Raw genomic sequence first — 13,727 nt, 5'->3', positions numbered from 1 at the left:
AAACCCTACCTCAAAAACAACTTATAAGCCGGATTCTGACTCTCATCCCCATACTGATAGCCCAGCGTATCCAAAAAAGCCTGCCACTCCTTCATCTCATCCGGCGGCACTTGAATTCCCACCACAATTCGCCCGTAATCTGCGCCATTATTTCGATAGTGAAAAACGCTGATATTCCAGTTGGGACTCATCGAACCGACAAACTTCATCAACGCACCGGGACGTTCGGGAAATTCAAAGCGATAAAACAATTCATGATCCGCCAGCATCGAACGCCCGCCCACCATATGCCGTACGTGCAATTTCGTTAATTCATCATCAGTTAAATCCAAAGTCTTGAAGCCACAATCTTCAAAACTGGCGGCTATTTTAACCGCATCCGCACGGTTTTGAATTTGTACACCGATAAAAATATGTGCCTCTTTCTCATCCGCAATTCGATAGCTAAATTCAGTTAAATTCCGTTTGCCCAGACACTCGCAAAACTTGCGGAGACTGCCAGCTTGTTCGGGAATTGTGACTGCAAAAATGGCTTCGCGGCGTTCACCAAACTCGGCTCTTTCTGCTACAAAACGCAGCCGATCGAAATTCATGTTCGCGCCACAAGCAACAGCAATTAATGTTTCTCCTGCGATTTGTTCGCGTTCGACGTAAGCTTTCGCACCTGCGATCGCCAAAGCGCCAGCAGGTTCTAAGATCGATCGCGTATCTTCAAAAACATCCTTAATCGCCGCGCAAACATCATCCGTATCCACCAAAATAATCTCATCCACATACTCCTGACACAGCCGAAAAGTTTCCTCCCCAACTTCCCGCACCGCAACGCCGTCAGCAAATAAACCCACCTGCGACAAACGCACCCGTTTACCCGCTTTCAGCGATTGATTCATTGCATCGGAATCGATGGGTTCGACGCCAATAATCTTAATTTCCGGTCGCAACCGCTTGACATAGGCAGCAATTCCCGAAATCAATCCGCCGCCGCCAATTGCCACAAAAATCGCGTGAATTGGTTTTTGATGTTGCCGCAGAATTTCCATGCCGATCGTACCCTGTCCAGCAATTACGTAGGGGTCATCAAAAGGGTGAATAAAAGTCATACCTTTTTCCGCCTCTAATTGACGCGCAAAGGCGTAAGCATCATCGTAAGCATCCCCATGCAAGACTACCTCTCCACCACGGGCTATCACCGCATTTACCTTCACCTGCGGCGTCGTTACGGGCATGACTATGATCGCGCGAGTTCCCAGGTGGCGGGCGGCGAGGGCGACTCCTTGGGCGTGGTTGCCGGCGGAAGCTGCAATGACACCTTGTGCTAGCAAATCCGGCGACAGTTGCGCCATTTTGTTGTACGCACCCCGCAGTTTGAATGAAAACACCGACTGCATATCCTCTCGCTTCAGCAAAAGTTTATTGTTGAGTCGTGCTGATAGATTCGGGGCTACTTCTAGGGCTGTTTCTTGAGCAACATCGTAGACGCGGGCGGTGAGGATTTGTACCAGGTAATCGCAAAGCATGGGGTTAGCAGGTTGGTTGATGCCGGATGGTGGGATAATTGTACGGCACTTGTGTTAGTATTTTGCGGGTAATTGGCGATCGCAACTTTCCAATAATAACTTTTCCCTTTGGGAACATAAGGAGCCTGAAGACTATTAATAATATTTAGTTTTTGCCGTTTACCCCGGTTAGAAAATCCGGTTTGTGAGCGTATTAGTCCGTAATCCTTGATTTAGTATGTAAATTCATGAACGTACAAATTACAGATTTGCGTGCGGTTGACGAGCCAAAAATTCAACAGGTAGCTCGATTAATACTTGAAGGTTTTAAAGAGCATTGGCCAGATGCTTGGCCCGATCTAAAATCTGCTTTGCAAGAAGTGCAAGAATCTTTGGCAGCCGATCGCATCAGTCGAATTGCTGTCGGCGACAGCAATCAAGTTTTGGGATGGATTGGTGGGATTAAACAGTATGACGGTAATGTTTGGGAACTGCACCCGCTGGTAGTGAGAACAGAATTTCGCGGACAAGGAATTGGTCGATCGCTCGTAGCTGATTTAGCAGCAGAAGCTAAAAACCGGGGAGGGATCGTGCTGTGGGTGGGCACCGACGACGAAGACAATCAAACAACTCTTTCAGGCATCGATCTTTATCCTAACGTTTGGGAACACGTCGCCCAAATTAGAAACTTGCGCGGTCATCCCTACGAATTTTATCAAAAAATGGGTTTTGCGATCGTGGGAGTGATGCCCGACGCCAACGGAATTGGCAAGCCTGATATTTTCATGGCAAAGCGGTTGTAAAGTTTAATGTAGGTTCTAAATTTACTGACTGGTGGTTTGCCAATCCAACACTTAGCAAAATTAGTGGTTGAAAGTTTCCCAGAAAATCGGTCTAGTCGGGACGTGCGAACCCCGTTCGAGGGTCGCTAATAAACAAACCCAGAACTAACGAATCCATCACCGTATCCCAGACAGGAGTCAAACGCTCTGCATCGTCAACCCAGTAATCAAAAGTAATCAAACACTGAACATTAGAACCCAATCCAATACAGATTCGCGAATAAGCTTCCCGCTGTTCTGGAGGGTCGATAAACTTAAATTCAGTCCAAACAATGCGGGCAGTTTGCCGCTTCAATTGGATAATGTCCCCAGGAGCGATCGGATTTCGCGTATCATCTTCAACCACCTTCTGTAATAGCGGCACCAGCGGAAAATCTGCCCAGTTACCAGGCGGTAGCAAATTAAACGAAACCTCCAAACGACAATCATCATCCGGCGGCTTTTTATCCGTAAACCGGAACGAATTAGTATCCGGTTCAAAATGCCAATCTTCCGGGACATCAAAGCGGACTGCACCTCTTCCTGCTACAAAAATTCGAGTTCCAGGCTTTGACTTCCAATTGTGGTCTTCTTTGAGTTCTAGAGTTTCCTTGAGCCATTCTTGCTTTTTGCGCTTAGACATAAACAGAACACCAAATTGCTGCTAATGTGTAGTTTTAGACCTTGCAAACACATTTTAACTCTATTTTGCTCGCCGTTTGCTCAAATATAACAATCCTTACAAAAATTATGAATTCCTCTCTTCTCTATTCCTCTGTGTTCTCTGCGCCTCTGCGGTAAAAAATAATTCCTTTCACAATTTGCTAACTTTTATTTTTCACTCTTGGGAATCACATACCTAATTCCCCCTTTATTCCCAGCCGCATCGCCATTGTAACGGGGGATAACATGAATAGCCGCGTGACTGCGACTTTGACCAGCCTGTTTATTAATATTTATTCCCACATTAAACCCGTCAGGCTGAAATTCTTTACTTAAAATTTCTTGCACCTTATTAGCCATAAACCAGCAAGCAGATTGCTCTCGAAACGGTAGTTCAAAATAATTGGCAACGTGACGCTTGGGGATAATTAAAACATGACCTTTGCTGGCGGGATAACCATCAAACATCGCATAAGCTGTTGCTGATTCAGTTAGCAAAATTAGGTTTTTATACGGATTGCAAAATATGCAGTTATTAGTAGAATTTCTTTGATGGTTGTAATGCACGTATTTGTAAATTTCGCAAGACTCATCTAGGTGAACGGGCTTAAATGGAAGCTTGACAATGCACTGATATGTAGGTTTTTTGTGGACATAATGTTCTCGAAAGCCTTCTTTTTTGATATCCCTTCTCACCGCAAAATACGCATTCCCTCCCGGTTTCAACAGGTGCGACACTTCCATCAGGACATTAGCTTGTTCTTCAGGGAACAAAACATTCAAAACATAAAAGCAAATGATAGTGTCGAATTTATCTTCGGGGAATTCCGGGAAATAATAAGGGTCATAACCCGTAATATCGAAGCCTTTTTGCTGCAACAATCTAACATCGCTGCCCAAGCCGCACCCAAAATCTAAGACTTTCCCTTGCAGCAAGTTTTTATCTAATAAAAATCTTGCTGGAAATGACAGATAAATTCTTTCAATAGCCGTCAAGTGGCTGAATTTATTTTGTTGCTTTTTCATAGCCGCCTAAATTTGATTTAAATAAATATTCTTCCGTCCGCGCACCATTCGGACGAGAGTTTGTGTAGTATCTATGCCAATATCCGAATGTTATCTAAAAATTTTACCATTATTGCAGTTTGGCGATCGCCCCTTTTTCCACCAACACCTTACCAGTCACCAAATCCCGCACCGTCGCCAACAAAACCCGCCTCTCATCCACCTCAAAACTCACCGAAATCCTGTCAATTCCCAATACCCCAGGCGGATTCAAATGCGCTACGCAAACCTGCTGATGGTGGCTGTCCAAAGAGCGAAAATCCGTCTGTTTGTTGAGCCAACTGCTCGTCATTTGCCCTTTTTCGTTAAAAGTAACCTCCGCTTGCGATACCTCCGCCACTTCCCCAATATCTAACCGAATTTCCCTTTGCCCTTCAATTGCCACTTGCAGCGTCAACTCTTCGGAACTTTGACAGGGATACTTCATTTCCTTGCTAAATATCGGTGAATAAGCATAAGCTTTAGCATAAGGTTCCCAAAGGCGAATTGCATAGCTGTGGCGCAAATAATCGTCAACACTCGCTAATTGTGTCAAGGCTAAAGCACCGTGTGCCACCGCTTCAAAAGGCTTGTCAGCTTTGACTTTTTGTCGCCCAAAATACGAAACAACTAAATTAGATACAGCCGGAATTAGAGAAGTTCCTCCTACCAGCAAAACCTGTTCGATATCTGCTTTTCCGATACCTTTTCCCAGTGCAATACTCAGCACTTCATCTAAACTTTCCCGCAACTGTTCTAACAACTGCCTAGATTCCAGAATTTCCTCAAGCTTGTCTCGGTTTAGTTGCAAGTCGTAAGACATAAAATTTTCATCGTCAAACCAGCTTTCCTTCGCCTCATTAACTTGAGAAAGTTGAATTTTTAATTTTTCCGCTATTTCTAATAAGTTTTGCCAGCCCACTGGGCCGACTTCTGCGCGTGACGAACCAATTTGCCGCAAATAATCTTCGACAATCCAGATGTCAATATCTTCGCCGCCGACATAAGCATCGGATTTTGCCAACACTTCGGCACGCACCCCCCCCAGCCCCCCCTTAGCAAGGGGGGGAGCAAGATTTGTCCCCGCGTTGCTAAGGGGGGAAGCGAGATTTGTCCCCGCGTTGCTAAGGGGGGAAGCGAGATTTCTCTCCCCCTGGCTAAGGGGGGAAGCGAGATTTCTCCCCCCCTTACTAAGGGGGGGTAAGGGGGGGGTTAGAGCAGTGCGAACTAAACTTAAATCTAAAGTTCCGCCGCCAAAATCAACTACTAAAACTAGAGAACCGGGGCGTTGTACTGCATATCCCAGGGCGGCGGCTGTGGATTCATCTATTACCTGAACTTCCGCAACTCCCAAACTTTCTCCTAAGTCGCGAAACCAATCTAGATATCGCTCAAATGCTCCAACGGGAACTGTAAAAATTACTTTTTCTGCCTGTATATTTTGTAAATATATTTGTTTCCAAATACTTTTAATAAACTGTTCGGCTACTGATTCTGGTGTGTAGGTTTCGCCGTCTAAGTTGCGAGGCGGCGGCTGAAAATCTGCAGCTAAATTGCGTTTAAAAGCTTTGAAAAAACGGTCTGGCTGGGATTGTCCCAAACGCTGCGATCGCACTTTTTCTCCCAACACCAACTCTCCGGCATTCTTCACAAAGACTAAAGTCGGCACTACAGATATTTCTCGAACATCTCCGCTCAAATTCTTCGTTTTAAAAATGCGGGACATCTCGCCTAATCTCAAAGTTTCTGGTGTTTGCGTATCCGGGTTAAGAATGCAGACAACCGTATTGCTGGTGCCGAAGTCAATGGCAACTGTAGTCATGGTGATTTTAGATTTTAGATTTTAGATTTTAGATTTTATTGGCAAGTGTAGTCATGGTGATTTTAGATTTTAGATTTTAGATTTTATTTTTCATTCCCGCTGGAAGGGTGCGACTAACTTTAGCAGGAGTAAGAATTCGCTCTCCCTCTCGATAGCCGACAAACCGAATATAAACTAATTCTCCTTCGGTTATATCCTCAACATCCGGCTGGTGCAACTGCGGATTGTAAGCAGTTTGTTCCCACGCAGAACCAATTATTTCAAAATCCCAACTTGACAAGAGATTGTCTAAGGGAGTAAACAAAGCTGAGAGATTTTTGGCGGGCATATCCGGCTTGGCTTCTGCCATTTTGCGGGCGGCGGGATAGTTGGTTAACAAAGTTTGCAACTGTTCAAAGGTAGCGCGGCGAAAATCGGCAGTTAGTTGAGCTTTTTGCTGCTGCAATTCTGCTCGCAACCGGAAACACTGCTGCCTCAATTCTTCTATTTCGCTGGGATTAGTTGTGATTGTAGCCGACATTGGCAGCGCGCTCAAAGTGCGATCGAACTCTTGAAAATTCAAATTCAGCACTGTTGCCAGCCGCCTCAGTTGGTCTAGCGTGAGTTTTCCCACGTCTCCCTGCCGCACTAAGCGCACCGCAAAGCGACTTAAGCCTGCTTTTTCGCCTAAGTCTTGCCAATCGAGAATGTCTAGCTGATTCATGCGTTCCCGCAGAATTGTATCGTACTTAAACTCGATCGCATCTCCCGCCTCAGATGCAGCATAAAGGTAGATTAAAATTAGAAAAATGCCCCCCATAGCCAGCGCGAAACTGAAGGCAGGCACGGTTGTTACATCAACTGTTGCACCGAGGAGATAGAACATTGTTAATTTTTCTAAACTTGTTTTAAAGTCTGCGTTTGTTCAACGACCAAATTTTCTTCGCCTTGGTAATATTCGGGCAGCAAGTCTTGAGATTCTACTTTTCCGAGAGCTTTTTCAATTCCGGCGGTGGTTTCGGTACAACTAGAACCGGTGGCGTTGAGGACGGTTTCGGTAATTTTGCCGTCTTTGCCGATGCGGTATTCTATTTGGCGGTATTCTGCCATAATTCTTCCTCTTGGTTTAATGCTTGAGTGTTGACTGCTGAGTGTTGAGTTATATTATAGATTCTATTTACCAATTATTCTAATGAATTTTTGTAGCGACAATGCAACCGGGGTTTCGCCGGAAATTATGGCTGCGATTGCAGCGGCTAATTCCGGTGCTGTGATGTCTTACGGAGATGATGAATATACACAGCGTTTGCAAGTTAAATTTTCTGATTTGTTCGAGACATCGGTGACTGTTTTTCCGGTAGCAACAGGTTCTGCTGCTAATGCGCTAGCCCTTGCGGTTATGACTCCTCCTTACGGGGCTGTTTACTGTCACGCGGCATCTCATATTAATCTAGATGAATGCGGCGCGCCGGAGTTTTTTACAGGCGGTGCAAAGTTAGTGACACTAACAGGAAATCATGGTAAAATAGAGGCAGAGACTTTAGGAAAAATACTCGATCGCGCTGGTGCAGGTGTCGTCCACCACGTACAGCCCGCAGCCGTCAGCATCACTCAAGCAACGGAAGCCGGCACAGTCTACAATCCAGCAGAAATTTCCCACATTTCGGAAGTAGTTCGCGCTCACAATTTGCACCTACACATGGATGGAGCTCGCTTTGCCAATGCTGTCGCTAGTCTTGGCTGTTCTCCGGCGGATGTCACTTGGCGGGCTGGTGTAGATATTCTATCGTTTGGAGCGACAAAAAACGGCGCGATGGCTGCGGAAGCTGTGGTTTTTTTTAATCAAGAATTAGCAAAGACTTTCCCTTTTTACCGCAAGCGCAGCGGGCATCTTTTCTCTAAAATGCGGTTTTTGTCGGCGCAGTTGGAAGCGTATATAACGGATGATTTGTGGCTGAAGAATGCGGCTCATGCAAATAATATGGCCGCCAAATTAGCCGCAGGTTTGGCGGGAGTTGAGGGAGCGAAGTTTTGCCATCGAGTTGAAGCCAACGAGATTTTTATTCAACTTCCCGAATCGGTAATTACAGCGGTTTTATCTGAGGGCTTTCTGTTTTATCGGTGGGATGAATGTACTGTTAGACTGGTAACGGCTTTTAATAGTTTGGAAGCGGATGTTATTGCTTTTGTCGAAGCGGTTAAACGACATCAGCGATTATTTCGTAAGGGCGTGTTGGACGAATAATATCTGACGAGTACCAACAATCTAGATAAACCCGCCACCATAACAGATAACCCACATCAACATTAAATTTGGCTCGAATGCGGAAAATCTACATTCTGATTTTTCGTTTGATGGGGGCGGGCTTGAGAGGTTGCTGGTTATTTAGAATTATTGTTTGTGAAACCCGTACCTACAATTTAATAGATTGAGGAACAGGTTCGGCAACTGCGGCTAGTTCGGGTTCAACTTCTGCGAGATGTGCTTCTAAAAGTGCCAGATTTCTCATGTTTGATTTATAAAAAGCATCGAAGATATCTCCGACTAACGGTACTGAACCCACCACGGCTTCTAGACCGATGTTATAAACCATTTTCCCTAGAGTTTTTTGGGGAATGTTGAATCGAGTTGCTAAATAAATTAGGTAGGCGGAAAACGCGGTATCTACGATATCCCCAGCACCGGGAACTAAACCGATAATGGGGTCTAAACCAATGCGAAATTTAGTGCCGGGGATGCCAATGGCGGTATCCATCAGGCGGCTGAGTTTGCGGATACGGTTGAGGGTGGCGAGACGCTCTATGTTGTTCATATTATTATTGTTGAACTAGGTTGAAAGTTTGAAATCTGTCGGAAGACGGAAAAAACCATCTAGAAACCGCTCATTTTCCATCTTCGCTAATATGCTGAATTCCCCATTCGTGCATGGCATTAATAATCGGTTTGAGACTTTCGCCCAAAGGCGTTAGCGAATATTCAACTTTTGGCGGCACTTGCAGGTAAATTTCCCGGTGCACAATCCCGTCTGATTCCATTTCCCGCAGTTGCTGCGTCAGCATCTTCTGAGTAATGCCGTTGACAGCTCGTTGCAGCTCGTTAAAGCGCTTCACTCCTGGAAACAACTCCCGCAGAATCAAGACTTTCCAGCGCCCGCCAATCACCTCTAGAGTTCGTTCTACAGGGCAATTTGCTCGATCGACCTTTGCTTCTGTGACTTGCATAGTATATTTTTGGTAAGTACCGCACTTTTAAGTGCGTACTACCCATAATAGCTTAACTAGGTTTAAAATAAAAACATCAAAGAAATACCAGATAAATTTCACTGAGGATTCAGAAGATGATTACCGTTAGAAAAAGTGAAGCAAGAGGACACGCTAATCATGGTTGGCTAGACAGTTACCATACATTTTCTTTTGCCGGCTATTACGATCCAAATTATATGAACTTTCGCTCTTTGCGGGTAATTAATGAGGATTTCGTTAGCCCCGGCAGAGGTTTCGGAACGCACGGGCACAGTGACATGGAAATCATTACTTATGTATTAGAAGGAGCATTAGAACACAAGGACAGTTTGGGTACTGGTGCAGTGATTAAACCCGGTGAAGTGCAGCGGATGAGTGCAGGTACTGGTATCCAGCACAGCGAGTTCAATAACTCACAAACAGACCCCGTTCATTTGTTGCAAATCTGGCTGTTACCCGATACAAAAGGCTTGCAGCCGAGTTACGAACAGCGGGAGTTTCCCCTAGCAGAAAGGCACGGAAAACTGCGCTTAGTGGCGGCACGAGATGCGAGAGATGGTGCTGTGAAAGTGCATCAAGATGTAGATTTGTATGCGGCTGTTTTGGATAAAGACTCGCGGGTTTCTCATGCTTTGCAGCCGAATCGCCATGCTTGGGTGCAAGTGGCTCGCGGTTCGGTTTTGCTCAACGGTTTGCCTTTAAAAAATGGCGACGCTGCGGCGGTTAGCGGGGAGGCTGAGGTGGTGATTGAAGCGGCGGAAGATGCGGAATTTTTGCTGTTTGATTTAGCATAAAATTGGGCATCCTACATACTAAGTAAGGTGTACATGGGGCACCTTACTTAGGGTGGGTTACTACTTAGGAAATAAGTAAATAGGAGGAAGACAGTAAATTTTATTTGTGGTATTTTTGCTAAGGTTAAGTGTTTAGGATAAATTTTTATGCAAGAAAACCCGATCGCCAGAAAGCATCTTATTGGGAGCCTCCTCACTGGTTTAGCAGTCGGCGCGATCGCGGGCGCACCCATCGGCTGGATGGCTAATGGGTATTATTCCGAGCAGCGTTTGGCTCAAATTCTGATTTGCCGAGAAAAAAATAGAGATCAGCCAGTTGCGATTGTTGAGGCTAGGTGCGGTTCCCGATTCTAAATTTTTCTGCTAGCCAGAGGGCTGTGTCAAATATTTTTAGGCTTGTGCGAATGTCGAAAGTTCGATCGCGCAGGCGTTTTGGCGTTGTCAACCATCAATATGCCACAAACCGGAAAAGTTATCCGTCAGTTGATATGTGGGTATGTTAAATTTACACAATAATGAATTACAGCAGAACAATTCCGGCTATTTTGAGTGTTACGATCGCCCTGAGTTCGATCGCCCTTATTCCACTGACATCACCTCAAATCGCCCTCGCATTAACCGCCGACAAAGTTAAAACCGTTGCCCAACAAATTACTGTTCGCATCCAGGGGCCAAAAGGCGGTTCGGGAGTAATTTTAGAGAAACAAGGCAGCACATACTATATTCTCACAAACTGGCACGTTGTCGATAAAGCCGGCGATTACGAGGTTGTAACTCCTGACGGCCAAGCTCACTCTGTATCATACAGCCTCGTGCGGCGAATGCCCGGTGCGGATTTGGCGATCGTACCTTTCAGCAGCACTCAAAGCTACCCCCTGGCTCAATTAGCTAATTCCGCAGCAACTAAGGGAAACAAGGCTTATGTGGCCGGCTGGCCGAGATCCGGCGGTTCTCTGAGACAGCCGATTTTCATCGCTACGGAAGGTCAGCTTACCGGCCGCCAAACTCCCTGGAACGGTTATACTTTGGTATACAATAACTTAGTGAGAGCCGGCATGAGTGGCGGGCCGGTACTCGATGACGCGGGGCGAGTTGTCGCAATTAACGGCATTGTTAGGTTAGAGGAAAATTCCGATAAAATCGTGGCGGCGGGAATAGAAATTAATACTTTCATGAAATGGCGATCGACTATTTCGTTGCCAGTAGTTCCCCAATCTCCTACTGCCGGAAACCCGAAAACTCCTGCGAATAATGCGCCCCGCACGCCCGCAAGTGCGATCGCCTTTGCTGCCACAAATACCCTCAAAGGGCCTTCCGAAGTTGTCAGTTCCCTTGCCCTAGCTTCAGCTTATTTTACTACAGGAAATAGCAACGGCACTATCTCAGTTTGGAATTTCCCCAGCGGGCAATTAAAAACTACCCTGCAAGGACACACGGAAGCCGTAAACGCACTGGCCGCGAGTGCGGATGGCAAGGTATTAGCTAGCGGCAGCGACGACAAAACTGTGAAAATTTGGAATTTAGAAACTGGCGCGGTTGTACGCACTTTAAGCGGCCATTCCAATGCAGTTTCGAGCGTTGCCGTTAGTCCTGATGGTCAATTTGTAGCCAGCGGCAGTTGGGACAAAACGATTAAGATATGGAACCCGAAAACGGGGGAATTGCTGCGGACTTTGACCGGGAATTCTGGGTTGGTGAATGCAGTTGCCATCAGTCCAGATAGCAAAACTTTAGCTAGCGGCAGCAAAGACGGTTCTATTAAGTTCTGGAATTTAGCTACGGGTCAAGAAATTCGCACCATTAGCGGCAAAAACTTGGCTGTTTTGTCGCTAGCTTTTACTCCCGACGGCAAGAGTTTAGCTGCGGGAAATAGCAACGGTACAATCGGTTTGTGGAATGCCACAAACGGGCAGTTAATTCGGCGTTTAAGCGGGCATACTGACGGAGTTTGGTCGGTGGCTTTCAGTCGGGATGGCACTACGCTGGTTACTGGGAGTTGGGATAAGAGTGTGAGACTTTGGGATGTGCGATCGGGCGAATTGAGAGGTAATTTGAGCGGGCATTCTGGCTATGTTAGTGCTGTGGCTATTAGCAGCGATGGTAAGACTATTGTTAGTGCGGGTTGGTTGGGGGAAATTAAGATTTGGAAAAAGAGTTGAGATTTTTTTGAACGAACCGCGAAGGCGCGTTACGCGGAGGGGCGCGTAAGCGCTACTAAACCTAGAAACAGCCCCGCGTCTGTAGCGAAGGCAGCTAGTTGAGGGTTCGGTCAGGCACGGACTCTACTGGTAGGGTGCGTCAGTTGGTAGCGATTCGATGTACATCGGCTACTCATTTCCGCGCTTGGCACCCTACTACCTACCATTTTGCTTCAAAGTCCGATCGACCCTTATGATAGATTTGGTTCTTGCCAGACTACACTGGAAGACAAAATCAAATTAAAAATTTCGCCATAAATTTCGATCGACCCGCCGATCGGGCGGGACTCTCCCCTTCGTGGAACAGGCGTCCCGCCTGTGGTTGGTAAAGTAAATCTAAAACCTAAAACCTAAAATCGCGTGACTTCTGACAAATGATTGAAGTAGAACACTTAAGCAAAACTTACGGTTCGACCGCAGCGATCGCGGACGTGTCCTTCTCGGTCGAATCAGGAGAAATTCTCGGGTTTTTGGGGCCAAACGGCGCTGGCAAAACCACAACCATGCGGATTTTGTCGGGATATTTGCCGGCATCCAGCGGTACGGCCCGCATCGCCGGCATGGATGTTCACGAAGACTCGATGGCCGTCAGACAGCGCATCGGCTATCTGCCGGAAAACCCGCCACTGTATCCAGAAATGACTGTGGAAGGGTTTCTGTTTTTTGTCGCCCGGATTAAGCAAGTACCTGCGGGCGATCGCGCGCGACGAGTTACCTCCGCGATCGAACGCTGCGGCCTGGTTGATAAACGCAAAGTTTTAATCCGCAAGCTTTCTAAAGGATTTCGCCAGCGTGTCGGTATCGCGCAGGCGATCGTCCACGACCCCCCAGTGATTATCCTAGACGAACCAACCGTCGGCCTCGACCCCCGACAAATCATCGAAGTCCGCAATTTAATCAAAAGCCTTGGTGGCCAGCACACAATTATTCTTTCCACGCACATTCTGCCGGAAGTCAGCATGACTTGCAACCGCGTTACCATCATCAATCGCGGTAAAATCGTCGCTGCGGGTAGTCCCGAAAATTTGATGGTAGAGTTGGCTGCGGGAGAGGGCTACGAAGTCGAAGTTGAAGGCGAGGCCGATTTGGTAAACAGTCTGCTGTTGCCTTCTTTGGAAAATTTGCGGGGAGTTCGATCGGTGGAATTGATTCCAAGCAATCAATTTTTAGTCGGTCGCTACCGCCTGCGGGCATTGTGCGAACCGGAAAGAGAACCCGGACGAGAAATTGCTACAGCTATCCTCGCCTCTGGATTCGGACTCTGCGAAATGCGTCGCTCTCGCGCTACTCTGGAAGATGTGTTTTTAAGGCTGACAGCGGCTGAAAAGAAACCGGCAGAAAATCTGGTTCACAGCGAACCGGAGGTCGATCGAAATCTCCAAGAAGCCACAGAAATTCAAGATTCGATCGCGGATTCTCATCAATCCGAATCGCAACCGATTGTCGAAAATCTCCAAGTTTCAGATAGGCAAGAGTCTCTCTATGATTCTCATTCAGCATCGGAACCAGTTCCAGAAACTGAAGAGTTGCTTTATGATTCTCAACCAGAATCAGAACCAGTTCCAGAAACCGTAGAGTTGAGAGAACATCCTCAACCAGAATCAGAACCAGTTCCAGAAACCGTAGAGTTGAGAGAACATCCTCAACCAGAATCAGAACCAGTTCCA

The 13,727-nt window shown here is 46.5% G+C and carries 13 protein-coding genes and 1 pseudogene; 6 read left to right on the top strand and 8 right to left on the bottom strand.

Translation table 11 applies throughout. The features are described 5' to 3' along the window. Positions 1–5: 5 nt before the first annotated feature. Positions 6–1,538, bottom strand: a complete 1,533-nt coding sequence (gene ilvA / locus Q5691_RS15000) for a threonine ammonia-lyase, biosynthetic (protein WP_333345450.1) — start codon at positions 1,536–1,538, stop codon at positions 6–8. 206 nt (positions 1,539–1,744) lie between these two features. On the opposite strand from ilvA, the gene Q5691_RS14995 reads away from it, so the two are divergent. Further along, positions 1,745–2,299 (top strand): GNAT family N-acetyltransferase, encoded by a 555-nt coding sequence (locus Q5691_RS14995; protein ID WP_333345423.1) that lies wholly within the window; start codon positions 1,745–1,747, stop codon positions 2,297–2,299. Between the two features lie 91 nt (positions 2,300–2,390). Here Q5691_RS14995 and Q5691_RS14990 read toward each other — a convergent pair whose 3' ends face one another. From Q5691_RS14990 to Q5691_RS14970, 5 genes are all read right to left on the bottom strand, one after another. Next, the gene (locus tag Q5691_RS14990) at positions 2,391–2,960 is read right to left on the bottom strand and encodes a hypothetical protein (protein WP_333065915.1); all 570 of its coding nucleotides are present in this window, start codon (positions 2,958–2,960) and stop codon (positions 2,391–2,393) included. Positions 2,961–3,148: 188 nt separating this feature from the next. Beyond that, on the bottom strand, positions 3,149–4,006 hold the full coding sequence (locus tag Q5691_RS14985) for a bifunctional class I SAM-dependent methyltransferase/HIT family protein (RefSeq protein WP_333309452.1): 858 nt from the start codon (positions 4,004–4,006) through the stop codon (positions 3,149–3,151). A 109-nt stretch (positions 4,007–4,115) separates the two neighbouring features. After that, positions 4,116–5,846, bottom strand: coding sequence for an Hsp70 family protein (locus Q5691_RS14980; RefSeq protein ID WP_333345421.1), 1,731 nt, complete (start codon positions 5,844–5,846; stop codon positions 4,116–4,118). A 76-nt stretch (positions 5,847–5,922) separates the two neighbouring features. After that, positions 5,923–6,711 (bottom strand): XRE family transcriptional regulator, encoded by a 789-nt coding sequence (locus Q5691_RS14975; protein WP_333345419.1) that lies wholly within the window; start codon positions 6,709–6,711, stop codon positions 5,923–5,925. Positions 6,712–6,722: 11 nt separating this feature from the next. After that, positions 6,723–6,935: a DUF2997 domain-containing protein gene (locus tag Q5691_RS14970; RefSeq protein ID WP_006633566.1), complete on the bottom strand. Its 213-nt coding sequence runs from the start codon at positions 6,933–6,935 to the stop codon at positions 6,723–6,725. A gap of 82 nt (positions 6,936–7,017) precedes the next feature. Between Q5691_RS14970 and Q5691_RS14965 the strand changes: the two genes are divergently transcribed. After that, positions 7,018–8,070, top strand: a complete 1,053-nt coding sequence (locus Q5691_RS14965; protein ID WP_333345417.1) for a low specificity L-threonine aldolase — start codon at positions 7,018–7,020, stop codon at positions 8,068–8,070. Between the two features lie 169 nt (positions 8,071–8,239). Here the strand turns inward: Q5691_RS14965 and Q5691_RS14960 are convergent, their stop codons facing one another. Together Q5691_RS14960 and Q5691_RS14955 are read right to left on the bottom strand one after the other, a co-directional pair. Continuing rightward, positions 8,240–8,638 (bottom strand): DUF4112 domain-containing protein, encoded by a 399-nt coding sequence (locus Q5691_RS14960; RefSeq protein WP_333164425.1) that lies wholly within the window; start codon positions 8,636–8,638, stop codon positions 8,240–8,242. Between the two features lie 70 nt (positions 8,639–8,708). Continuing rightward, positions 8,709–9,047, bottom strand: a complete 339-nt coding sequence (locus Q5691_RS14955) for a helix-turn-helix domain-containing protein (protein WP_333094586.1) — start codon at positions 9,045–9,047, stop codon at positions 8,709–8,711. A 116-nt stretch (positions 9,048–9,163) separates the two neighbouring features. Between Q5691_RS14955 and Q5691_RS14950 the strand changes: the two genes are divergently transcribed. From Q5691_RS14950 to Q5691_RS14935, 4 genes and pseudogenes are all read left to right on the top strand, one after another. Next, positions 9,164–9,862, top strand: a complete 699-nt coding sequence (locus tag Q5691_RS14950; protein ID WP_333345414.1) for a pirin family protein — start codon at positions 9,164–9,166, stop codon at positions 9,860–9,862. A 147-nt stretch (positions 9,863–10,009) separates the two neighbouring features. Beyond that, a complete protein-coding gene (locus Q5691_RS14945) occupies positions 10,010–10,216 on the top strand; it encodes a hypothetical protein (RefSeq protein ID WP_333345412.1) in 207 nt (68 codons plus the stop codon). A 161-nt stretch (positions 10,217–10,377) separates the two neighbouring features. After that, positions 10,378–12,021 carry a WD40 domain-containing protein gene (locus Q5691_RS14940; RefSeq protein WP_333345410.1) on the top strand — a complete coding sequence of 548 codons (1,644 nt, stop codon included), beginning with the start codon at positions 10,378–10,380 and terminating at the stop codon, positions 12,019–12,021. A gap of 413 nt (positions 12,022–12,434) precedes the next feature. Then, positions 12,435–13,139, top strand: a pseudogene (locus Q5691_RS14935) (ABC transporter ATP-binding protein); the annotation flags it as partial. Positions 13,140–13,727 lie beyond the last annotated feature (588 nt).

The sequence above is a fragment of the Microcoleus sp. w1-18aA5 genome (assembly GCF_036701705.1).
Lineage (GTDB): Bacteria > Cyanobacteriota > Cyanobacteriia > Cyanobacteriales > Microcoleaceae > Microcoleus.
Note: the sequence above shows the minus strand (reverse complement) of the source record. Positions and strands in the feature narration are given on the sequence as shown.